The sequence below is a fragment of the Salinibacter sp. 10B genome, from assembly GCF_002954405.1.
Lineage (GTDB): Bacteria > Bacteroidota > Rhodothermia > Rhodothermales > Salinibacteraceae > Salinibacter.
The window spans coordinates 52414-75627 of sequence record NZ_MQWC01000004.1; the positions used below are offsets into that span (position 1 = coordinate 52414).

14 protein-coding genes are annotated in these 23214 nt (G+C 60.7%); 12 read left to right on the top strand and 2 right to left on the bottom strand.

What is annotated here, in order from left to right; translation table 11 throughout:
• The first annotated feature begins 287 nt into the window (after positions 1-287).
• The 5 genes from BSZ35_RS00525 to BSZ35_RS00545 all read left to right on the top strand — a co-directional run bounded on the left by BSZ35_RS00525 (position 288) and on the right by BSZ35_RS00545 (position 9633).
• Entirely contained in the window at positions 288-2786 is a 2499-nt protein-coding gene (locus BSZ35_RS00525; protein ID WP_105010613.1) for an outer membrane beta-barrel family protein, read from the top strand.
• Positions 2787-3382: 596 nt separating this feature from the next.
• Complete coding sequence (locus tag BSZ35_RS00530; RefSeq protein WP_105010614.1) at positions 3383-5926, top strand: glycoside hydrolase family 3 C-terminal domain-containing protein; 2544 nt, start codon at positions 3383-3385, stop codon at positions 5924-5926.
• Between the two features lie 422 nt (positions 5927-6348).
• Positions 6349-6648 carry a hypothetical protein gene (locus BSZ35_RS00535; protein ID WP_105010615.1) on the top strand — a complete coding sequence of 100 codons (300 nt, stop codon included), beginning with the start codon at positions 6349-6351 and terminating at the stop codon, positions 6646-6648.
• A gap of 481 nt (positions 6649-7129) precedes the next feature.
• Positions 7130-8440, top strand: a complete 1311-nt coding sequence (locus tag BSZ35_RS00540; protein ID WP_181149117.1) for a sulfatase-like hydrolase/transferase — start codon at positions 7130-7132, stop codon at positions 8438-8440.
• A 143-nt stretch (positions 8441-8583) separates the two neighbouring features.
• On the top strand, positions 8584-9633 hold the full coding sequence (locus tag BSZ35_RS00545; protein WP_105010617.1) for a kelch repeat-containing protein: 1050 nt from the start codon (positions 8584-8586) through the stop codon (positions 9631-9633).
• A 246-nt stretch (positions 9634-9879) separates the two neighbouring features.
• Here the strand turns inward: BSZ35_RS00545 and BSZ35_RS00550 are convergent, their stop codons facing one another.
• The gene (locus BSZ35_RS00550; protein WP_105010618.1) at positions 9880-10770 is read right to left on the bottom strand and encodes a DUF1080 domain-containing protein; all 891 of its coding nucleotides are present in this window, start codon (positions 10768-10770) and stop codon (positions 9880-9882) included.
• 373 nt (positions 10771-11143) lie between these two features.
• Here BSZ35_RS00550 and BSZ35_RS00555 point away from each other — a divergent pair, with 373 nt between their 5' ends.
• From BSZ35_RS00555 to BSZ35_RS00565, 3 genes are all read left to right on the top strand, one after another.
• Positions 11144-11998 carry a hypothetical protein gene (locus BSZ35_RS00555; RefSeq protein WP_146109961.1) on the top strand — a complete coding sequence of 285 codons (855 nt, stop codon included), beginning with the start codon at positions 11144-11146 and terminating at the stop codon, positions 11996-11998.
• Between the two features lie 159 nt (positions 11999-12157).
• Entirely contained in the window at positions 12158-15400 is a 3243-nt protein-coding gene (locus BSZ35_RS00560) for a family 16 glycoside hydrolase (RefSeq protein WP_219846559.1), read from the top strand.
• A 51-nt stretch (positions 15401-15451) separates the two neighbouring features.
• On the top strand, positions 15452-16036 hold the full coding sequence (locus BSZ35_RS00565; protein ID WP_105010621.1) for a cytochrome c: 585 nt from the start codon (positions 15452-15454) through the stop codon (positions 16034-16036).
• Here the strand turns inward: BSZ35_RS00565 and BSZ35_RS00570 are convergent.
• Positions 16033-17463, bottom strand: a complete 1431-nt coding sequence (locus tag BSZ35_RS00570) for an amidase (RefSeq protein ID WP_105010622.1) — start codon at positions 17461-17463, stop codon at positions 16033-16035. The two genes, BSZ35_RS00565 and BSZ35_RS00570, sit on opposite strands and share 4 nt — an antisense overlap.
• A gap of 301 nt (positions 17464-17764) precedes the next feature.
• Between BSZ35_RS00570 and BSZ35_RS00575 the strand changes: the two genes are divergently transcribed.
• The 4 genes from BSZ35_RS00575 (at position 17765) to BSZ35_RS00590 (ending at position 23098) form a co-directional block, all read left to right on the top strand.
• Positions 17765-19084: a ferric reductase-like transmembrane domain-containing protein gene (locus BSZ35_RS00575; RefSeq protein ID WP_105010623.1), complete on the top strand. Its 1320-nt coding sequence runs from the start codon at positions 17765-17767 to the stop codon at positions 19082-19084.
• Between the two features lie 146 nt (positions 19085-19230).
• Positions 19231-20283 carry a M14 family zinc carboxypeptidase gene (locus tag BSZ35_RS00580; protein WP_105010624.1) on the top strand — a complete coding sequence of 351 codons (1053 nt, stop codon included), beginning with the start codon at positions 19231-19233 and terminating at the stop codon, positions 20281-20283.
• Between the two features lie 67 nt (positions 20284-20350).
• The gene (locus BSZ35_RS00585; protein ID WP_105010625.1) at positions 20351-20854 is read left to right on the top strand and encodes an LUD domain-containing protein; all 504 of its coding nucleotides are present in this window, start codon (positions 20351-20353) and stop codon (positions 20852-20854) included.
• Positions 20855-20917: 63 nt separating this feature from the next.
• Positions 20918-23098 (top strand): LUD domain-containing protein, encoded by a 2181-nt coding sequence (locus BSZ35_RS00590; protein ID WP_105010626.1) that lies wholly within the window; start codon positions 20918-20920, stop codon positions 23096-23098.
• Positions 23099-23214: the final 116 nt, after the last annotated feature.

Genomic DNA, 23214 nt, shown 5'->3' on the forward strand with positions numbered 1-23214 from the left:
AGGACGCTCGAGTCTGTTGCTGGGCTAGAGGGTGGGCAGTTGGGGCTTCTCAACCGATCGTGCAGGATGTCTCCGCTACACAAAAGCTATAAACGAAAAAGGAGAGGTGCGACCATCGCCGCATCGTGCTGTGACATTCATGAGGCGGATTGTGCGATTCGTAGAGAAAACAGCGAAGGGGATGAGAGACACGGCGTGTGGGTGCAGTTCGTGGCAGAAGTAGAATCTTGTAGCGAGTCTGCGCATGGGAGGCCCCGCGTTGGCGATTCACTGAGTACAGCCTCGTCATGGATTTCGTCTCCCACGTCCTTCGATGTTCTGTTCGCGGCCTCTTCGCTCTGGTCGTTTGCGGCCTTCTCTTCGGCACAGGTCGAGCCTATGCGCAGGAACAGGAGGGTCCCACCGGATCTCTGTCCGGACAAGTTATTGATGAGGGGTCCGGTAATCCACTCGAAGGGGCGACCGTAGCGCTTTGGAACGAAACGCCGTCGGACTCGACCCTGATTACCGGGACTGTGACAGGGCCCGACGGCCGATTTGCGTTCAGCGAGGTGCCCATTCAGGCCTACACGCTCCGCATTAGCTTTGTGGGATATCAGGATCGGCGATTCCCGGACACGCGCCCGCGCCGGGATGAGGAGGCCGGGGCCATGGGGGCGATTCGCCTGGCCCGTGAAACGGAGCGGGCGGGGGAGGTGGAGGTGACGGCCGATCGACCGGCAGCACAGATTCAGACCGACCGGACGGTGTACAACACGTCCGAGCGAGCCGTAAGTGCGGGCGGGACGGCCCGAAAGGTGCTGGAGACACTTCCATCGGTGCAGATTGATACAGATGGAAGCATCAGTTATCGGGGGAATGAGAGTGTGGCGCTTCACATTAATGGCGAGCCGGCCTCCCTACAGGGCCAGAGCCTTGTGAGCTACCTTCAGAGTCTGCCGGCAGGGGCGGTGCAGCGGGTCGAAATTATTCCTAATCCCTCTGCACAGTATGAGCCGGAGGGGATGGCCGGCATCATCAACATCGTGCTCCAGCGCGACATTGAATCTGGCTGGGGCGGCGGTGCAACGGCCAGTGGACGGGCCGACGCCAACGGGCGATACGGCGGCAACGGCTCCGTGAATCTTGGGTACCAGTCGGAAGGATTGCGTTTTGTGACCACGTATTCCCACCGGCGAGGCAGCGAGGAGGATAGCGACTCTCGGTTTGTGGAGCAATTTGCAACGGAGGGGCGCAACACGCTGGTCGACCAGACGGGCGCCGAGGAGGAAGTGGAGCGGTCCCACTCCGTAACCTCACGTCTCAATTATACCCTTACGGAGGCGACCAGCTTCAGCTTCGAGGGGACGTTCAGCGTGCGACGGGACGAATCGGACGGGCGCAACGTGGAGCGTCGATTTCTCAGCGACATGACCGGAGTGCCGGACTCCACCAACGCCCGGATCGTTCAGGAAACTTCTGGTGACGAGACGGTGGATGGGCGTCTTTCATTCGACCACACGTTCGTAGAGGATGAGCACACCCTCGAAGCGCAGGTGCAGTACGATCGAGACTTTGAGGAGGGAGACAATAACTACACGAACTACGCCCTTCAGCCATCGGGAGCACTAGGCCTCCAGCGAAGCACCGAGAGTGATGAGGTGAACGAGGACGAGCAGGATGGAACCCTGGAGGTAGATTACCTGCGTCCCCTTGGAGGATTTGAGTTGGAGGCGGGGTATAAGGGCAGCTATCGGCGCCTTGAGAGTGACCGGACGTTTGGTCGGTTTGCAGGGGGACAGACCATAGACCAGAGTCAAAGTGACTTCATCTTTGACGAGCAGATTCACGCTGCTTATGGCATCCTGAGCCGCGAGTTGGGCGACTTCGGCGTGGAGGCGGGCCTTCGGGCCGAGGGCGTGCAAACCACGATCGACGTGATTGAGGACGACAAGGTGAACAACGACTACGTGAGTTTTTACCCAAGTGCATTCCTAACGTACGAACCGAGCGAGCGACGTCAGGCACGCCTTTCGTACAGCAAACGCGTGGATCGGCCCAGCCTTTGGGACATCAACCCCATCGACGACAACGAAAATCCGACCTTCCTGGACCAGGGCAATCCCACTCTGGATCCGGAATACATTCACTCCTTCGAGCTAACGGGGACCCAGCGGTGGGCCGGGGCCTCGGTGACCGTCACTCCGTATCTCCGACACACGGTCAACGAGATCGAAGAGATTGAGCAGGACACGACCATCAACGGACGTCAGGTAATTTTGCGCCGTGCCGAAAACTTTGCGTCCAGCACCTCCTACGGAGCGGAATTGGTGACCACCTTCAGCTGGAATGAGACCATTGAGGGCACCCTCAGTGGGAACGTCTACCGGTCGGTGACGGACGGGTCCAATCTGAGTACCGACCTCAGCAACGATGCCCTAACCTACTCTGCTCGGGCCAACGTGCGTGGGCAGTTGACGGAAAGTCTGCAGCTGGAGTTCAATCAGTTCTACCGGCCCGCCACGGACATTCCAGGAGGACGTATGGACCGCATAACCAGCACGGAGCTGGCGCTCCAGCAGCAACTCTTCGGAGGAGATGGCAGCCTGACCTTCCGCGTCGACGACCTGTTCAATGCCAATCAGTTCAACGTGTATCGTCGAACCGACAACTTCTATCAAGAGTCCACCTTTCAGTGGGGCGCTCGCGAATACTCGCTGACGTTTCAGTATACGTTTGGGGCGGATCCGAATGAGGGACGTGGCCGGGGAGGAGACTACGACGGGGGCGGAGGGCCTCAGGGCTGATGAGGTACTGGTGTCTTGATGGGGGATTCCTCTCCTGTGTCGATCCTCGCAGTGCTGCTTTCGTAGGAATGTTACAGTGGCAAGAAGGGGAGAGTGGGAAAGATGATGGCTCTAATCTTGTATAGACGTGAGGGCCATTTTACGAAAAAACACGGAAACTAGGTGCTGTTGTTGGGACTGTTGCCCTACTGCCACAGACCGTCCATCATTGGGGAGCGGGGCGACGGGGCAATCTTGAGAAGCTGTTTTCATTTCATACGCTGCGAGCCTGGTGGGACGCAACGACTGCAAAACGGGTCCTCCCCGCTGGAGAGACAGACGCGCACGCTCTGATCTGCGTTCTGTCTCCGAAACGCGGCATCGGATGGGGGATGAGCGCACGTGAAAACAGGTTCTGAGTAAAGCGTGTCCGGTGGCAAGCGGCAGTATGAGCAGCATACTCCGCGTGTCGGCTTGGGACTAGACGTTTGAAGAACTCGGGAGAGGGCTGCCGTGCTGAGCGGGGTCGTGCTCATGGTTTTGAGTCCGTTTGCAGGGGGCATGGGCCGGGCATGCCTAAGAAGAACCGCCGATGACATCATTATCGTGAGCATCTTATGCATTCTCTTCTGTATTTCGTGGACCCGCTGACTGTCCTATTTGGGATACTGAACTTCCTGATGGTCGGAGTTGTGACCACCTCTCGACCGCAGTCTGGGCAGGATCGTATCGAGTCGCTTCTGGAGGCGATGACCCTCTCGGAAAAATTGACGCTGCTTCACGGCACGGAGGATCCTTCGGGGGCGGTTGGGGCCGGGTACATTCCCGGCATTCCGCGCCTCGACATTCCGCCGCTTCGTTTCACAGACGGACCGGCTGGCATTCGCACCAGCGAGCCGGCCACTGCCCTTCCGGTCCCGCTTCTGCGCGGTGCGACCTTTTCTCCTGATCTTGCCCGTCGGTGTGGCCAGGTGCTTGCTCGGGAGGGGCGGGCTCGGGGGCGAGATGTGCTGCTTGCCCCTATGGTGAACATCATCCGCGTGCCGGAGGCGGGTCGCAACTTTGAGTCATTCAGTGAGGATCCGTACGTGACGAGTCGGCTGGCGGCGCAGGAGGTGCGGGGCATTGAGGAGGAGGGAATGATCGCAACCACGAAGCACTTTCTGGCCAACAACTTCGAGACGGATCGGGACCACGTGAGTGTTGAGGTGGATGAGCGAACCCTCCGGGAAATTTATTTGCCGGCCTTTCGGAGTGCCGTGGCGGCGGGGACGGGCAGCGTAATGGGGGCCTACAATCGGGTCAATGGCACGTATGCCTGCGATCACGAACGACTGCTCTCGGATCTTCTGAAACGAGAGATGGGCTTTGAGGGGTGGGTCATGAGCGATTGGTATGCGCGCCATTCGTTGGGGGCCATTCGGGCGGGACTCGACATGGAACGGCCCGGGCTGGACATTCCAGAGGCCCCGCAGGCGGTGTATTTTGGAGAGCCGCTGCGGGCCGCCGTGAAGGCGGGGTGCATTGACGAGCGCGAAGTGGACGAGTCGGTGGGTCGAATTCTCCGGCAGATGAAGCGTATGGATCTGTTGGGAACTCCGCCAGCCCGTCCGGCCATGCGCCCAGAGCAAGGCGCTGCACTGGCACGCGAAGTAGCAGTGGCGGGGGCAGTGCTTTTGAAGAACGAGGACGACACACTCCCCCTCGATCGAGACCATCTCTCGTCGGTCGTGGTCGTGGGGCCCCCGGCCAAGCGCCCGTTGTACGCGGGCGGCGGGAGCTCTCGGGTCCTTCCATTTGACGTGGAGGCGCCCCTGGAGGCCTTGCGTCGTCGACTCGGGGAGGGAGTGGATGTCCACTACGAGTCGGGACTCGACCTGGACGGGACGCCGGTGCCGGCCTCGGCCCTGAGCCCGTCGCGGCACATCAGCGTCGAGGGGCTCCGCCGTACCGGGGGGAACGACACGATGCAGATCGATTCGACGCTGGACTTTACCGGAGACGATGCTCTTCCGGCGGATTCGGCGTGGACCTGGTCGGGGCTTGTGACGGCGCCGGAAGAGGGGACATACGCCCTCAAGCTTCAAGCAACGGGAGGAATGGGCACGCTCTTTCTGGATGGGGAACGGCGGGCGGCGGTTGGGGACTTCTACGATCAGGCCGGCCTGATTCCGACACAGGAGGGCCTCAGCAGTGCCACGGTGATGCTCGATATGAAAGAGGGAGAGTCCCACGAGATTACGGTGACGGTCGAGGGGGGCGAAGAGGGGTTTGTGCAGACGGACGATGAGCCTCTGCAGGTTCGGTTGGCCTGGGTGCCCCCGAGCCGGCGTACGGCTGCGCGGGCACAGGCGGTCGAGGCGGCCCGGGCCGCCGACGCGACCGTGGTCTTCGGATACGATGAAGGGAAAGAGGGGGACGACCGGGCCTCCCTTACGCTTCCGCATTCACAGGACAAACTCATCCAGTCTGTTGCGGACGTCGGTACGTCCACCACTGTGGTGCTGAATACAGGCGGGCCGGTGAGCATGCCTTGGCTCGACAGCGTCGCATCGGTGCTAGAGATGTGGTATCCTGGACAGGAAGGCGCCGATGCCACAGCTGCCATTCTCACCGGCGATGCCGCCCCTAGCGGTCGTTTGCCGGTGACCTTTCCACGCCGAATCGAAGAGACGCCCACTCATCCGGAGGAACGATATCCCGGTGTCAATGGCCGGGCGCACTATAGCGAGGGAATTTTCGTCGGGTATCGGTGGTACGATCAGAACGACACCGAACCGCTCTTCCCCTTTGGACACGGACAGACGTACACCCAGTTTGCCTACACTGACCTTTCCGTTCGCGCCGTGGGCCGCCGGTACGAGGTCCGGTTTCGGATTGAGAACACGGGCGAGCGTACCGGCACGGCTGTACCGCAGGTCTACGTGGGCCGCCCTTCGTCTCCGCCTGTTCCGATGGCCCCAAAAGAGCTTGCCGGTTTTACGCGGCGAACGCTTGCGCCTGGGGAGACGACCCTCGTATCGATTCCCATCAAGCCTGAGGCCTTTTCCTACTGGTCATCGGCGCACGACGAATGGCGCACTGCACGGGGACGTCGACCGATCTACGTGGGCCGGTCGGCTCGTCACCTTCCGCTGGAGGAGGAGATTCGCATAGAATGAGGATCGTCGGGTTGGGAGGACGTGGTTCGGCAGCACGCATGAGAAGAAGCAAATCCGGACAGAGGACGCGAACCCTCCGCTTCCTGTTTTTCCTACTGGAATTGTACCCCCTGCAGGGACATCGGGCGTGCCCCGGCAGAAGCCATAGCTGGCTCTCGTGGTCGGGAGGCTTGCCAATTCGGACGGCCGATGCGCCGGCGGTGGAGTTGGGAACGGTTCACCTCGTCCCGAACGGAGGTAGGGTCGCTCACGTATCCCTACGAGCAGGCAGAACCAAGTGCGTGAGCGGTACAGGGAAGCGGTGACACGGAGGCGTTGCAGTAGGCTTCGGAGAGGGAGGCATCGAATCGTTCGGCCTTCTTTCGGGTTTGCCTCTTCAGAAAAGAGGTACACCGTTCTCCGTTCACCGATGCCCGTTCCCCATGAACTTGTTTCCTGATCATAAGGCTGAGACGTTCGACACCGGACCGCTGCTGTGGTGGGTGATGGGCCTGTTGGGGGCGGCTCTGCTGCTTGAGTTCTACGTCTCGATTCCGTGGACGAAGCCCTTCTCGGAGCCCAACACATGGGTGCTTATCGGCGTCTTCCTGGGATTTGCCTTTCGAGTGGGGGGACGGTGGCTCAGCCAGAGGGGACGCCGAGGTGAGCAGGGACTTCGGTGGGCGAGCCTTGTGGTCTGGGGGGCGGCGGCAGGGGGCGGACTCCTCGCTTGGCTACTGTGACTGTCTATGTGTGCTTCGATGGCGGCTCCTGAACCTTTCGTTTGGCGATATGGTGAACAAAAGATGAATCAGGAAGGGCGACGTTATATCTGCGGAGCTAAAATTGTCTTTTGGGTGCACATCTTACGAGGGAGCACTTCTCAGACGGAACGTCATCTCCTTTCCGTTTCCCGATCGAGACCCGACCTCTTTGGTGGGAGAGGCCGGGTCTCTTTTTTTGTCTATACTGAATATTGTGGGGGGCGATCGCGACGGACGGGGTTTCCATTTTTGTGTTCACGTCCCCCTTCTTGTCTCTGGGAAGAAGCACACGATTGGGGGGATCGTTCTGCTGAGAACGCCAACTTGTGAAGGTGCTCTCTATTTCTGATCATGGAGGAACGTTGAACTTCGGAAGTATCCCGTAACGTTTCTCGTGTTTTCGATGCCCAGCCGTCCGCGCCCGGTCGTTTTGCTCGTCAGGCTGTTCTTGCTCGCTTTCATGCTCTCTGGAAGTACGCGGGTTACCTCCCCCGATCCCCCTAACGTTCTGATTTTGTTTACCGATGACCAGGGATATGGGGATCTGAGTAGTTTTGGGCACCCGTCCATCGAGACGCCGAACATCGATCGGTTGGGGCAGGAGGGAATGCGCTTGACGTCGTTCGTGACGGGGTCGTGGTGTGTCCCCTCCCGGACCCAACTCTTGACTGGGCGTTATATGCCACGGGTGGACTTTGGAGGGGGGACGGGGGCAGATGGGACGGGTGGACTGCCCGCTTCGGAACTGACGCTGGCCGAGGCTCTGAACGAGGCGGGGTATCGTACCGGGATGGCCGGCAAGTGGCATTTGGGCTATAAGAAGGATCGATTTCTTCCTCCCAATCAGGGCTTCGACTCGTGGCTGGGATTGCCCTACTCCAACGACTACGTAAAGCCCTGGGTGCAAACCGAGGAGCCGCTGGGAATGTATCGGGGCACTGAAATGGTCGAGCACCCGATCAATCAGGATTCCCTGACCCTCCGCTACACGGCAGAGGCGCGGCGGTTTATTCGAGAGCATAGCGGGGGCGATCAGCCGTTTTTCTTTTATTTGGCCTACAATATGCCTCATCTCCCCATTCACACCGCTGAGCGTTTTCGGGGGCAGTCCTCAGCCGGCCGGTACGGGGACGTCATTGAGACCATCGACTGGAGTGTGGGGCAGATTCTCGATGTGTTGGAGCAGCAGGGCGTAGCGGAAAACACCATTGTCTTCTTTGCTTCCGATAACGGTCCCTGGCTCGACCTGCCGGCCCGAATGCTCCAGGCGGGGAATAAGCCCTGGCATCAGGGCACGACCGGTTCCCTGCGGGGCTCTAAAGCCACGACCTATGAGGGAGGCACGCGCGTCCCGGCCTTCGTGCGCTGGCCCGAACACATTGCCGCGGGGCAAACCTCCGACGAGCTGGTGGCCAGTCCCGACATCTACCGAACGTTGCTGGAAGCGGGTGCGGCCGAATTGCCGGATCACACGCTCGATGGACACAACCTTCTTCCGTGGCTACAAGGGGATCGTTCTACCTCTCCCCGCAATCAGTATGCGTACGTTCTGCGGAATACCCTCGAAGCGATGCGCATCGGTCCGTGGAAGCTGCGTGTGGCAGGCGACACGACCCAGCTGTTCAATCTTCAGTCTGACCCCGCCGAGCGATTCAACCGAGCCCCCAAGCACCCGGAGCGAGTCAGCCGAATGCGCCGAGCCATGCGCCGAATGGCCGACAGTCTGGGCGTGCCGGTTGCAGGCACGCGGTCTACGAACGGGGGCTCGTAGCCGGCTGGTCCGGATGCTGGATGCTGTTTGAAGTCAGACCTGGCAGATGAACATCGCCGTCGCCGGCCGGTCAGCCAACTACGCACTGTACCGGATCGACAATATTCGTCCTTCTTTTTCTTATTTCAATTCGCTGATATCTCATGCCACGCCCATTTTCTTATGGCGTCACTCGTGTGATGGGAGGCGGAGCCGTCGGCCTTCTACTTTGTGTCGGTCTCCTCGTTGGGAGTGAAGGAAGGGGACCTGAGGGGGAAAACGTCCGGCAGAGGGACGGGGGGAACTGGACCACAGTCGAGACTAAAAACGAGCCGACGGCTCGTCACGAGAATGCGTTCGTCGAGGTGGAGGGGCAGTTTTACCTTCTCGGAGGACGGGGCGAACGGCCCGTCAACATCTACGACCCAGAGACGCGGCAGTGGTCGGAGGGGGCATCCCCGCCCTTTCAGATGCATCACTTCCAGGCCGTATCCTATGACGGAGACATCTACGTGCTGGGAGCGTGGACCGACGACTATCCTCGTGAGAACGGGCTTTCCCACGTGTACATTTACTATACCGACGAGGACCAATGGCGGAAAGGGGCGTCGATTCCTCCTGGGCGACGTCGCGGATCGGCTGGTGTCGTTGTGCGGAAGGACAAGATCTACGTGGTGGGGGGCATCGTAGGAGGACACGGCCCGCACGCGACCGCAGTCGACTGGTTTGACGTGTTTGATCCCGAGACGGGAGAGTGGACGGCCCTTCGCGATCGGCCGGCCCCGCATGCTCGGGACCACTTTCAGGCGGCCCTCGCGGACAATAAGCTCATTGCTGTGGGGGGGCGTGACAGTGGCGTTCAGGGCTTCATCGACAGCACTGTAGCCGCAGTCGATGTCTACGACTTCGAGACGGAAGAATGGAGCACCTGGGAAGAAGCGCCCATTCCTACCGAGCGGGCCGGTAGCACCACCGCGGTACGGGGAAATGAGATCATCATTACTGGAGGAGAAGGTTTTGGCCGGACGTGGGGACAGACGGAGGCGCTCAATGTGGATACCCGAGAGTGGCGCTCAATTGGGATGCTCAACCAGCCTCGTCACGGCACGCAGATGTTCCTGTTTCAGGATCAGCTCTACATTGCCGCTGGGTCTGGAGATCAGGGGGGTGGACCGGAGCTCACAAGCATGGAAACCTACGATTTTCAAGAGTAGAAAAATCGCGATGTGCGCGGCCCTCTATGGGGCAAGGGGAATGCTTCTTTGACTCCTCATGAGTAACACCCTTTACTGAAGATGAGGGTACATCTTGCAGCTCCGAGGCGGGACCTCAACCGGTTGAGGTAGGCACCCGAAATCGATTCAGGGCGCTCGGTTGTGAGTGTAACTATCCACTGAGATTGAGATAAGGCCAGAGGACAGCGGTCCCTGGACCGTTCTGACGCATCACGCTCTGACGCATCACTCGTACGTGCAACGCTCGGGGGCTGAGGCTACGTAATACGATTTGTAGTTGGCGGCCTCGGGATCCATACATCCGCGAAGATTGAGTACCTCTACGGTTCGAAACTGAACGGGATGGCTCTCGCTCTGTACGGCGATGTGGCCAGAGGTGAGGGGAGTTCCGTCTTGCTTGATCGAAGAGTCAGGATGGGCGACACTTCCCCCGCCGATTTGCGGATTCGTGTACTCCAGCACCTGTGTTCCATTTACACGGTGTTGGAGAAGAGAGTCGCCGAGCACAAGGGTTTCTACCCGGACCCACTCGCTTCCTGGATAGGTTTTGGAGTCGGAGTTGATGCAGTGCGTGGTCGTAAGGGTGTCGCTCATCAGAACGTGGGTGCCCGGAGTGCACAGATTTGCGGTGGAGCGTTGGGATTGTCCTGCACTTCCGAGAAGTTGTACCTCGATGGAGATCGGAAAGTCTTGATGTCGTGTCATCGTCTCAGCAGACTGAGAGTGAACCATCACTCCACTATTCTCGGTTGCCCACCCTGGGCCGCCGGGGGCCTGTCCGTCCAGAAACCGATATTCTACTGCCACGACGTAATGCGAAAATGTCGTGTCAGAGACGAGGTGCCCAAATTGCCCGTCGAACTGGTCGTAGGCGTCATATCCCACCGTTAGTTTCCCGTCCTCGACTCGGAACGTGTTGCCTTTATTGATTCCAGCGGTCTGTCCCGTGATCTTGGGAGTCCAGCCGTTCAGGTTCTTTCCATTGAATAGGGGCGTCCATTCTTTTTGTCCGGCGGTCGGGGGTGGGGAGCTTTCCGAGGAGGTACAGGCCGAGAAAAGGACGAGGAGAGAGAGGAAGAAGCTGAGGAGGGAGCAACTCGCTCGAAAATGGGACATAAAAAGGAGGGTCGTGAGGGCACAACGCTCTAGGGAAGGAGGTCCACGAAGGGGGAAACATCGTGGACCGGCGAGTACGCTTTCGAGATAGATCGTGGTCCCTGCGCTGCCGTGCGGGAACTGGGCGCTGTCCTCAGAAGGCGGTGTATCTCTCTGGGGGCATTCAGAACAGCAACCGGATGTCATTTCGGGCTCAGGAAGAAGCAGCCATTTTTCAGGAGCGGCGTGGAGCGAATTAGGGGCAAATGAAGAGATCACATCATCTGCCATGAACTTTTTTGAACTTCTATGAATGAATGTGCACGTTCGGCGAACCATCTGCCCGTTCATTCTTTCTCTATCTCGGTTCTATCCCACCGAAACCAGTTTTCCTATGATGCGCCGACGCACGCTTCCCTTTCTCCTTTTCGTCTTGGCCGGACTGGGCCTTCTTTTTGTCCCACCGTCCCTGCAGGCACAGACCCCAAGCGGAGACGAGGTGGGGCCGCTGTTGCGAGACATTGTGAACCGGACAGAGGCGGCCCTTCAGGTCAGTAAGACAGCCGAGGAGGCGCAGTCGGTTGCGGACGTGAAGGCGGCGGCGGATTCGGTTTTCCGAGCCGTGTGGGGCATCTCCTCCGGCATTGCGCCAACAGAGGCGAAGGGGGGCGTGGCACACCATGGGTGGAAGGTCCGCTGGCAGACTACAGAGGCGGCCTTCGATTCTGCCTTTGCTGCTCGCATGGGGGCAGAAGCCCCAGAGATCAACGACCCCAAGAAGTTGGGCATCATGGGACGTGCGCGGCATCTGCGTTCCCAGTTTGCCGTGGCGCCCGACAGCGCCGACCCCGAAACCCCCGGCGCGCGCTACTCGCATGATGCCATTGTTGCTCCACTCAGCAACGTCATTGGCTGGATGCGAATGGATAACGGCATCACGAAAGGGGAACTCCAGCCCCGTGTCGATCTCACGTATCGCTGGGACGCCCCCATGTCGTTCTGGAAGTCTACGGCCGACACCGGCTGGCTTTTTGAGGCGCTTGCTCAGGCCCAGAACATCCTCAAGACTGCCTACGATGGAGACGTCGAGATGGCCCGAGATCACGCTGCGGGCATGACCCAGCTTCTCAAAAAGAGCCTAGAAGGGGTTGACGCGAATGGAAACGGTACCGTTGAGGCCAAGGCGCAAGAAGGCGGGCTGCGCGCCGCACTCGAACAAGCCCAGGCTGCTGATCTGGCACGCCGATAAGATCCCGGCATACTTCGTCCCGTCGATTTGTATCCTCTGATTCTGATCCGACCCGTAATGTATACGACTCGTCTTACCTGGTTGCCTCATTCGTCCTGGGCACTCCTTCTCGTGCTCCCACTCCTTGTTCTGGGGTGTTCTGGGCAAAAAGAGGCAGCGATGGAGACTCCAGAACAGCAATGGATTACGCTTTTTGACGGCACCAGTCTAGACCAGTGGACACACGTCGGTCCAGGCGGGTTCGCCCTCCAAGACAACGGCACCATGAAGAGTCAGGGAGGGATGGGGCTTCTCTACTATGAGGAGCAGTCGTTTCGCGACTACGTCTTGGAGCTGGACTATAAGACCTCCAGCGACACGGCCAACTCCGGCATCTTTCTGCGTTTTCCGGAGAAGCCCTCCGACCCTTGGGGGGCTGTGGAGAGCGGCTACGAGATTCAGATCAACAGCTCGTCTGATCCCATTCACCAAACCGGTGCCATCTACGACCAGTCGGCGGCCTTCAGAAATGCGGCCAAGCCGAGCGGCGAGTGGAACACCTACCGCATCGAGGTGACGGGACAGCGGTACGAAGTCTTTCTGAACGGGGAGAAGGTAAACGACTTCTTCGGCGAGCGGGGGCGGGAAGGCTATATTGGCCTTCAGAACCACGATCCGGGATCCACGGTCTGGTTTCGCGACGTGCGCGTGAAACCCCTTTCGGGACAGGAGTATCCGGAATCGCTGGCCGAGTGGGCGGCAGTCGAGGGAGAGCGGGATCCCATTCGGGTGCTCATGGTCACCGCGACCCATGGGTACCGGCACGGTCCCGCCATTGAACGATCGAAAGCGTTGGTCGAGGAGTTGGAGACGACCACAGAGTTTTCCTTCGACGTGACGGAAGACCTCTCGGCCTTGAATGAGGATAACCTCTCCAACTACGACCTGCTCTTCTTTAACAACTCCACGCTTCGGAGTCACGCCAGCAAAGAGGGCGAAGAGGAGTCGGGGGCGGAGCAGGAGATGTGGCGGGGGTACGATCTCACGCTCGACCTGCCCGCGCAGATGGGGCAGGATGCCCTTTCGGGCGAGCTCATGCTCTACGGGACGCCGGAGAATCTCTCGGGGCGCATTCAATTTCAGAACCAGCCCAGTCCGGGGTCACTGCAGGACGTGTCGCTAACCGACTCGGAGCTCACCTTCCACTTTACAGTCGACCAGTATGGGCGCATCGACGGGACGATGGACGTGGACGCCGATTCGTTGGAGGGAACGCTCACGATGACGGATCAGCAGGGACAGCAGCTCCCGCTGCGCGGTGCGCGGCAGAGCGGCCAGGAACGGCAGGAGGACGACGCGGCACAGGACGTCGTGACGGCCGAGCAACAGCAGGCCATTCTCGACTTCATTCGCGACGGAAAGGGAGTCGTAGGGGCGCACGCCGCCCTCGATGCGTTTTACGAATGGGATGCGTACCGGACAATGGTGGGCGGTGGTCTCTTCGACGAGCATCCCTGGACGCAGTCCGTGAAGGTAAAGGTGGAGCAGCCGGACAACCCGGCCATGAGCATGATGGGCGAAAGCTTCTGGCTTCGAGACGAGATTTACGTTCTGGATGAGAACCCGCGCTGGAATTCGCGCGTCCTTGCGTCCCTCGACATGGAAAGCGTGGGCGTAGAGCAGGGACACGCCGATCCCACCCGCGACGATTATCCGATTGCCTGGATGCGCAATTATAAGGGAGGGAAGGTCTTTATGACGAAGCTGGGGCACTTTCCGGACGTGTGGGGCACGCCGTTCTACGTGAAGCACCTGCTGGACGGCATGCGCATGGCGGCCGGACAAACGGAGGCCCGCTTTGCCGGGCGGCGCGTGAAGGAAGTGCTTTCGGAGGACGTGTGGCCGGACGATATTGCCGTCGACGATCGGGGCAACGTCTGGATTGCAGAGCTCCGGGGCAAAATTCACCGCTACGATTCGGCACGAGACACGACCCGACTACTCAACAACCTGGAAACCACGGATCCGACGAACATCGAGCACGGGTTGCTCGGCATCGAGGTAGATCCGCGCTTCTATGATGGAGAGCGCTACGTCTATCTGTACTACACGGAGCCGGAGACCATCATCAATACGCTTTCCCGCTTCCGGTACCGAGACGGGAGCATCGATCTGTCGAGCGAAGAGGTGCTGCTCCGGGTGCCCACGGAGCCGCAGTGCTGCCACCAGGCGGGCGATCTGGAGTGGGGGCCGGACGGCTCTCTCTACCTGTCTACGGGCGATACCGGCATGTCCGAAACCCGGCCGTCCTGGGAGCTCACCGATGAGGAGCTGCAGGCCTTCATGGACAAGCATGACCTGAAGGATTACCACTGGTCGCGCCTCGTAGACTCGGAGCGCTCGGCGCAAAACCTGCAGGACCTTCGCGGCAAGATCCTCCGCATCAACAAAGACGGCACCATTCCGAAGGATAATCCCTTCTACGGCGAGCCGGGCGTGCGGTGGGAAATTTACGCCTACGGTCTGCGCAATCCCTATCGCTTCAAGGTCGATCAAGAAACTGGGGTTTTGCACGTGGGCGTTGTGGGCCCGGACGCAGGCTACGACTACGACGAGTACAACCGGACGGTGGAGGGTGGGACGAACTTTGGCTGGCCACGGTCCATCGGACGCCTCTTCTACAACCAGATGGGGCCGGACGACATTCCGAACTACGAACCGCCCCTTTGGGAGTACACGTACCAGACCGGAGGCCGCTCCGCAACGGTGGGGCCCATTTACCGCTACGACGGTGAGGGGGGCTTCCCGGCGGCGTTCCAGGACAAAATGTTCGTGTACGACTGGGCGCGGCGCTGGGTCAAGTGGGTCGACGTGAAAGACCGCACCTTCCGAAGCGATACGTCTGAAAGTGTAAAGCGGACGCCCACCCAGTACACGGTGCCCGCCAAACGCTACACTGACATTAAGACCTTCGACCAGCTCACCACTACCACACCGATTTCGATGGAGGTGGGCCCGGATGGGGCGCTTTACTTGGCGGAGTTTGACGGCTTTTGGAGTGCGGGGGACAATGCGAAGCTCACGCGCTACCGCTGGGACCGCGGCCTTGATCCGGTAAGCAGTGCCTCTGCTCAGCCGGTGCCGGGAGAGGACGGGCATACCTTCCAGTTCGATGCCTCCGACTCGCACGATCCGGACGCGGGAGCCCTCGACTACCACTGGACGTTTGGGGATGGCACTTCGAGCACCAAGGTGCGTCCCACACACACGTATGAGGCCCCGGGCACCTATACGGTTCGCCTCGTCGTGACTGATCCGTCCGGTCGGGAAAGCACACCGGCCACGCTAACCGTGGAAGCGGGCGAAAATCCCCGGGTGGCTGAGACGGCTTCCGGTGCGTCGGCCACAGGGGACAACCGGTAATCCGCCCCTCCGTGTCCTTTTCACAGTACGACCTTGATCACTACCCGCAGTATGTTCACGTCCGATTCGCAGAGCTCGTCCTCCTTTCCGTGGTACGTCCAGTTTGGCGGGGCCCTTCTGGCCCTGGGTGTTTTTCTCGGCATGCAGGCCGAGGAGGGCACGGCCCCGGCCGCCGTGTCGTCGCCCACTGCCGTTCAGACCGCCGGTCTTTCGGTGAACCTTGCCGATGAGGGTGAGCAGATTTATAACACGCGGTGCATGAGCTGCCACCAAATGGGGGGGCGCGGGGTGCCCGGGAGCTTTCCGCCACTCCGAGACACCGACTGGGTAAATGGGGATAAAGGACGGCTTATCCGGATGCTGCTCCACGGCATTTCGGGGCAGATTGAGGTGAAGGGGCAGACGTACAGCGGCGTGATGCCCCCATGGGGGGGGGCTCTCGAAGATGAAGGCATTGCCGCTGTCTCTACCTACATTCGCTCCAACTTTGGCAACGACGCGTCCGCCATCACCGCGGAGGAAGTGGCCAAGGTGCGGGCGGCCACCAAGGGGCGGAAGAAGCCGTGGACGGCCGAGGAACTGAAGAAGAAGGCCAACCAGGGCATTCCGGGCGATTCGACCGCTACAGAAGACTAATCGACGGAGTTCTTCAGGGGCGCACGTCGGGGCTGGAGATCGAGCGCCGACGCCAGTTGCCGGCCGGCCCTTAGAAGGGCAGCGTCTTCCCCAGAGCGGGCATGCACTTGCACGCCGATGGGCAGCCCGTCGCTGGAGTCGCCCGCAGGGAGCGTGAGGATGGGGTGGCCGGTGACGGCCGTCGCGCAGTTGTAAGCCGCAAACGGCAGGGCGTAAGGGACCGATACGCCCTCGATGGAGAGTGCACGTCCCGTCTGACGATGGGAGAACGCGGGACGGGAGGCGACCGGTGTAAGCCACAGGTCCCAACTGGACAGAAACGTGTCGAGGGTTTCGGTGAGTTGCTTCTTTCGGTCCAACGCTGTGAGGTATCCCTGCGGGGAGAGACGCGCGCCCTGGGCGAGCAGCCGCCCAAGAAAGCCAAATTTATACCGGATGATCCCGTGCCAGAGCACGTCTCGGAGCGGCGGGGTCCGGAGCGGAAAGGGGAGTCCGGCGTTGAGCTCGAAGCCCTGAATGTGCGCCCACGTTTCTAGGGCCGAGTCGATATTTACGGGAGACGACCGCCGTTCCACTGTGCATCCGGCGTCCCGGAGTGTTCTGACGGTCTCGCGCAGGACCCGCTGTGTGTCCGTGTCGACCGGAACCCCGCCCAGTTCTGAAGTGACGGCAATCCGGAGAGATGCGAGCGACGGCGGGTCGGCTGTCGGGGGGGAGTGCAAGACCGACCAGGCCAACTGAAGGTCTTCGACGGTGCGAGCCATTGGGCCGGCAACGACGACGTGCTGCACTGTGCGGGGCTGGTTCGGCGGCATGAGGCCGTTGAGCGGCAGTGTCCCCTCGGTCGGACGAAGTCCCACCACGCCGCAGAAGTGGCTGGGCACCCGGATGGACCCGGCCACGTCTGCGCCCAACTCCAGCGGCGCAAATCCCGCGGCCAGTGCGGCCCCTGATCCTCCAGAACTGCCACCGGGGGTGCGCGCCAGATCCCATGGATTATTGGTGCGTCCAAACTGGGGGTTCCGACTTTGCCAGTCGTAGGCGGCAAGTGGGAGATTGGTCTTTCCCAGAAGAATGCCGCCCGCTTGGCGCAGGCGATTGACGAGAGGGCCGTCGGCGTCCGGCCGATAATTGCTGTACGAGGGGAGTCCGTAGGTTGTCCGTAGTCCGGCCGTTGCAAACTGGTCCTTCACTGTGAAAGGCACGCCGTGGAGTGGTCCCCACACCCGACCTGCGGCCAGGGCTCGATCGGCGGCCCGGGCTCGGCGTCGGGCTCGATCGACGTCAAGCGTCACGACGGCGTTCACGTCTGCGTTCCACCGCTCAATGCGATGGAGATGGGCCGCTACCACCTCCACAACTGAGCAGTCATGAGAGCGGATGCGGCGAGCGAGTTCGGTGGCTGAGCAGGACGAGAGGGCCGTCACTGAAAGGAAGGCCGCTGTGAGAAGTTAAGACATTATTTTGGTTTCCGCCGAGGGGGGGACTGAAAGGAGACGCCCTGACTGAAGATTGTTTTTTGGTGCGCCCCTTCCTCGCTCGGTTTCACCAACGACAGATTCTTGATGATCCGTCTCAGAGGACACCCAGCTCTTGAGTCATCCGCCATCCTTGGGACATGGATGCACTGGGGGAATCCTATGTTGAGAGGCGAGCACGATTTGCGTAGTATGACAACCTGAAGAGCCTTGGAATCCGCTATTCCCCGACTGCCCATTCACGCAGATCATGGTGGCGAAGAACCGCATCGGAGAGGTTGCCGTCTGGGGGCTCGTACTCGCTCCAGCCCTCCTTTGGGGCATCGGGGGACCGGACATCGTGACTGGACGTCAGTGGGGGACTGCGCAGGGGGTTCTATCAATCGGACAAGTGGCCGGGCTGGTAGGTATGGCCGCACTAGCAGTATCGTTCATCTTGTCCACCCGACTGCAATGGTTGGAAGACTATTTCGGCGGGCTCGACGGAATGTACCGCGTGCACCATCGCCTCGGTCTCACCGCCGTCGGGCTCCTGCTGGTGCATCCGGTTGGGCTAGCCCTGCGGTTTGTCCCTGCCGATTGGGGGCGAGCGGTCGGATTCCTGTTGCCGGGGCACGCTCGCTGGGCGGTTGATTTCGGGGTCTACGCGTTGTGGGGAATGGTCCTGCTGGTGATGATTACGCTCACGACCTGGGTGCCCTACGACAAGTGGAAACTCTCGCACAAGGCGCTAGGGGCGGTGCTGCTGTGCGGAGCGCTCCACATGTGGCTGGTTGAGCCTACGCGCGGAATGCCGGTGGCGGTGGCACAGCACGTGGGGCTTTGGGGCTACATGACCGGACTGGTAAGTGTGGGACTGGCCGGGGCCGTCTACAAAATAATCCTCCTGCCGCTCTGGCCGAAGCCACGATACACCGTGTCGAGAGTGGAACGGGTGAACGAAAATGTGCTGGACGTGAGCCTTACACCGATTGACGCTCCGCTCGATTTTGTGCCGGGGCAGTTCGTCTTCGTCACGTTCCACGGGGGCGGCCTGACCGAGGAATCACATCCGTACACGCTGTGTGGACCCGCAGATGAGGAGATCCTCAGGATCACGGTGAAGGCCCTCGGAGACTACACGACTCGGCTGTACGAGCAGTTGTCGGCGGGGCTAGAGGCGACGATCGACGGTCCGTACGGCCGGTTCGATTACCACGACGGCGGAGAGCGGCAGATTTGGATTGCGGGCGGGGTGGGCGTAGCGCCGTTTCTGAGTTGGGCGCGCAACGTGGCCCCCGAGGGGAGGGACGTGCCCATGGTCGATTTTTACTACTGCGTGCACGACCGCGGCGATGCGGTGTACCGGGAAGAGTTTGAGGCCCTTAGCCGGACGTGTCCAAACGTCAACGTCGCTCTCGTGTGCTCAGTCGAGGACGGGCACCTTCGGGCACGCGACCTGGGAGATGTCACGAATGCCGACATTTTCATGTGTGGTCCCAGGCGGCTTACGCAGGACCTCCGTCGACAGCTCCGGCAACGAGGCGTCCCCAGTGCCCGGATTCATTTCGAGGACTTTGAGTTTCGATAACAAAGGGCGGCCGCTTTGCTCATAGGATTCACCGCAGGTCGGGGGGGCAGCGAGGCTCCCAGCCGAACACAGTTTGCTCCGAACAACTTGCCGGTCGGAGAATAGAGGGAGACGCCGATTTTCTTTCTTGCATGATTCATTGCGCTATGCCGTTTTCTCTCACCAGTCTTGTTGATGATCATCCCCGATTTCGGACGCACGGCGGCGTCCGGCGGGACCTGGAGACCGCCTGTCTACACCATCCCGACATCGCCAGTTTCGAAGAGATCGGTCCTAGTGAAGAGGGGGCGATGCTCTATGGCGTACGGTTGGGAACGGGGGATCGCACCGTCAGTCTCATTGCCGGCAATCACGCCGACGAGCCTGTGGGCCCAGAGACGCTGCGCACCTTGGTGATCAATGCGCTGTCGCATCGAAACAAGATGGAGCCCTGGCTCCGCCGCTACACGTTCGTAATTGTGCCCCACACGAACCCGGACGGAGAGGCCCGCAACCGGCGGTGGATTGAGGCCTGGCCGGATATGGAGGCGTACCTTCGTCATGCGGTGCGAGAGAAGCCGGGGCGGGACCTGGAGTACGGATACCCGGCCATGCGACCCGAGAATGAGCATGTGTCGGGCTTTTTGCAGGATCATGGACCGTTTGCGATGCACATGAGCCTGCACGGCATGTCGGCGAGTGAGGGGGCAATGCTCCTCATTAACCGACCGTGGACCTTCCGCACGCAGGAGTTGCGAGATGCGTTTACAGAAGCGGCCGCAGCGGAGGGACTCCGCATGCATGACCACAACCGGAAGGGAGAGAAGGGCTTTTTCTGGATCGAGCCGGGATTCCAGACTACCCCCCGAGGCGATGCGATGCGTACCTATTTTCAGGCCCAGGACGATCCGGCGACTGCCCGGCAGTTTCATGACAGCTCAATGGAGTTTGTGATGTCGCTCGGGGGGGATCCGCTGGCCATGGTGACGGAGCTTCCGCTCTTTCTGGTGGAGAATGAGGACCCGACGCCCGGCCGCCCGGATCAATACTTGGCGCTTCGGGAGCGGTTGCCCGAGGTGAAAGCACGTCTGGAGCAGGGAAAAGAGGTAGACGACCTGCTTGCGCCGTTCAAGCTCCGGCCGGTGCCGCTGGACGTGGCGATGCGGTTGCAACTTCAGGCTCTCGAACTGGGCCTGGAAGCTGTGGCACCAATCGAGTAGCCTTCGCGTCCCGGGTAAGCACAGGAGACCTCCGTTAGACCCACAGGATCACGTTTGTACTGCTCCCATGTCGCAGATCGATCGCTTTCTCGATGCACTGGGGCGACTGGAGGTCGGGTGGACCTGCTCCACGGCAGATGAATTATCGTCTGTGCTCGAAGAGGTGCTTTCCCCTTCAAGTGTTGGGGCGCCACTGCCGTTCGAGGATCTGTCACTGGACGAGACGGACGTAAATCTGAAGCCCTCTCCGGCCGATATAGACGCCGCCGCAACGGGCGTCACCGCCGCCCGCCTAGCCATTGCCAGTTACGGGAGCATCCTCATTCAAAGCGCCGTGGATGCGACGGAAGCCGCGAGCCTTTTTCCCGACCGTCACGTGGCCATCCTTCGGGCCTCTGATATTGTGCCCGATATGGCGGCCGCGTTCGAACACCTCGGGCCCACCTTGCGGAACGATGCTGTGACCACTATTCTTGCCACCGGACCTAGTGCTACGGCGGACATGGGAGCTCTAGTGAAGGGGGCTCACGGTCCGATGGAGGTGCACGTACTACTCATAGAGGATCGGTGAGGGAGATATACCTTCTCCCCGGCGTTTGAACCGCTTTTATTTGCTTTGGTCCAGTATTGTCGTATGCCTGACGTCTCGCGACAAACGAAAGCGACGGAGATCCGGCGTCTCATGGAGACCGAGGGGGCGGCAGTGGCGGAGAACACGCAGGCCTTTAACGCCGGTCGGTATGCTTCGGTGGACGGACTAGACGACTATGAAGAGCTCAAGCAGTGGGCGCGGGACATCAAGGAGGACGCCATCGAGCGCCTCCCCCAGCTCATCGAGGAGGTCCGCAGACAGATCGAGGAACGTGGCGGATCGGTGTATCTGGCCGAAGACGCCGTCGATGCAAATCGGTACATTGCCGACGTAGTGGGGGAGGCCGACCGGCTCGTGAAGAGCAAGTCGATGACGAGCGAGGAGATTGGGATCAACGAATTCCTTGAGAGGCGGGGCGTCGAGGTGATCGAGACGGACCTGGGAGAGTGGGTTTTGCAAGTAGCTGAAGAAGCCCCGTCCCACATCGTGGCCCCCGCCATCCACAAGTCGCGCGCGGCCATAGCGGACCTTTTCAATCAGCACTTTGACCCGGATCCGCCGCTGGAGACCGCGAAGGAGCTGACCCGCTTCGCCCGCAAGCAACTGGGGCGTTGCATCCAGGAGGCAGACGTGGGAATGACGGGGGCAAACTTCATTACGGCAGACACCGGAACGATTGCCCTCGTGACCAGCGAAGGAAATGCTCGCAAGACAGCGCTGGTACCGTCTACACATATTGCGGTGGCGGGGATCGAGAAGATCATTCCGAGGGTGGAGGACCTACAACCGTTTGCAGAACTCATCGGGCGATCTGGGACCGGACAGGACCTCACGTCGTATTTCTCTCTTCTTACGCCGCCAGTGCCGTCGCCGGTGCCCAATTTTGATCGTCCGGACGAGCCGATGGAGGGAGGTGAGCGGGAATTTCATCTCGTTCTTCTCGACAACGGGCGGACGGATATGCGGGAGGATCCGCAGCTCCGCGAGACCCTCTACTGCATCCGCTGTGGGGCCTGCGCCAACTCCTGCGTCAATTTCCAACAGGTGGGCGGCCATGCGTTTGGGGGCGAGACCTACTCCGGGGGCATCGCAACGGGGTGGGAAGCAGGCGTCCACGGCCTAGAGTCCGCTGCCTCGTTCAACGACCTGTGCACCGGCTGCACACGCTGCATGAACGCCTGCCCGGTGAATATTGACATTCCGTGGATCAATGTCGTAATACGGGATCGCATCAATCGAGAAGAGGCCCCGAACGCAATCGAGGGCCTCGTGGATGGCCTCTGGCCGGATGCGGAGCCGGACGGCGTGTCCCTCGCGCGGAAAGTCATCGCACACGTCGACACGCTGGCGCGGTGGGGCGCACGGATCGCTCCGATTGCCCGCTGGCTCGCGCGCCGAAGACCCGTTCGATGGCTCCTTGAGCGCGCGGTGGGAATCGATCCACGGCGAGATTTGCCGAGGCTTCAGTCCACAACGCTCCGGTCCTGGTTTCAGGATCGCCCGAGGCCGTCCGTGGAGGATCCGGACGTGATTTTCGTTCCGGACACGTACACGAACTATGTGTGGCCCGAGCGCGGACAAGCGGCCATCCGGGCCCTGGAGGCAGTGGGATGTGGTGTTGGGCTTGCCGATGTCGGAGACGTGGGACGTCCAGCGTTGTCACAGGGCATGATTTCTACCGCAACGGCACGAGCGGAAGCGGTTTCAGCAGCGTTGGCCCCCCATCTGGAGGCGGGGCGCAGGGTGGTGTTCGTGGAGCCGACCGATCTGGCAATGGTGCAGGGCGAGTATCAGAAGCTCCTTCCGACGGCAGAGGCTGATCGGCTCGCCGATGCGTCCCTGGACGTGATGTCGGTCCTTCAGAACCAGTGGACCGAAGGGGATTCCGGAAAATTGCGGACGGGCGGGGGGCGCAAGCTCATATATCACAGTCACTGCCAACAGCGCACGTACGGCCTCCAGTCGTCGACAGTGGAGGTACTGGAGCATTTCGGATACAATGTGGCGACGACCTCTGCCGAGTGCTGCGGCATGGCCGGTTCGTTTGGCTACAAGTCCGACTACTACGAGTTGAGTATGCGGGTGGGGGAGGCGCTTCGAGACGAGGTGGTGTCGCTGGCAGGGGAAGAGGCGACGGTTGTAGCGAGCGGGATCTCGTGCCGAGAGCAGTTAGAGGCAGTGCTCGATCGCTCGGTCGTACATCCGGTGCAGCTTCTTGTCTAAGCCTCCCGATACGAATTCCCCGAAGACCCTTGGCGGGGCGTTCACTGCTGGGGGGCGTCGATCGTTTGCGGTTCACGGTCGCATCGCGGACAACACATCAGTTTCATCGAGCTCAT

Bases quoted from the DNA above. Each gene is read 5' to 3' on its own strand.
- BSZ35_RS00565 (WP_105010621.1), top strand. From the start codon at position 15,452: ATGTTCACGTCCGATTCGCAGAGCTCGTCCTCCTTTCCGTGGTACGTC.
- BSZ35_RS00575 (WP_105010623.1), top strand. From the start codon at position 17,765: ATGGTGGCGAAGAACCGCATCGGAGAGGTTGCCGTCTGGGGGCTCGTA.
- BSZ35_RS00580 (WP_105010624.1), top strand. From the start codon at position 19,231: ATGCCGTTTTCTCTCACCAGTCTTGTTGATGATCATCCCCGATTTCGG.
- BSZ35_RS00530 (WP_105010614.1), top strand. From the start codon at position 3,383: ATGCATTCTCTTCTGTATTTCGTGGACCCGCTGACTGTCCTATTTGGG.
- BSZ35_RS00590 (WP_105010626.1), top strand. From the start codon at position 20,918: ATGCCTGACGTCTCGCGACAAACGAAAGCGACGGAGATCCGGCGTCTC.
- BSZ35_RS00550 (WP_105010618.1), bottom strand. From the start codon at position 10,770: ATGTCCCATTTTCGAGCGAGTTGCTCCCTCCTCAGCTTCTTCCTCTCT.
- BSZ35_RS00535 (WP_105010615.1), top strand. From the start codon at position 6,349: ATGAACTTGTTTCCTGATCATAAGGCTGAGACGTTCGACACCGGACCG.
- BSZ35_RS00545 (WP_105010617.1), top strand. From the start codon at position 8,584: ATGCCACGCCCATTTTCTTATGGCGTCACTCGTGTGATGGGAGGCGGA.
- BSZ35_RS00560 (WP_219846559.1), top strand. From the start codon at position 12,158: ATGGAGACTCCAGAACAGCAATGGATTACGCTTTTTGACGGCACCAGT.
- BSZ35_RS00525 (WP_105010613.1), top strand. From the start codon at position 288: ATGGATTTCGTCTCCCACGTCCTTCGATGTTCTGTTCGCGGCCTCTTC.
- BSZ35_RS00585 (WP_105010625.1), top strand. From the start codon at position 20,351: ATGTCGCAGATCGATCGCTTTCTCGATGCACTGGGGCGACTGGAGGTC.
- BSZ35_RS00555 (WP_146109961.1), top strand. From the start codon at position 11,144: ATGATGCGCCGACGCACGCTTCCCTTTCTCCTTTTCGTCTTGGCCGGA.
- BSZ35_RS00540 (WP_181149117.1), top strand. From the start codon at position 7,130: ATGCTCTCTGGAAGTACGCGGGTTACCTCCCCCGATCCCCCTAACGTT.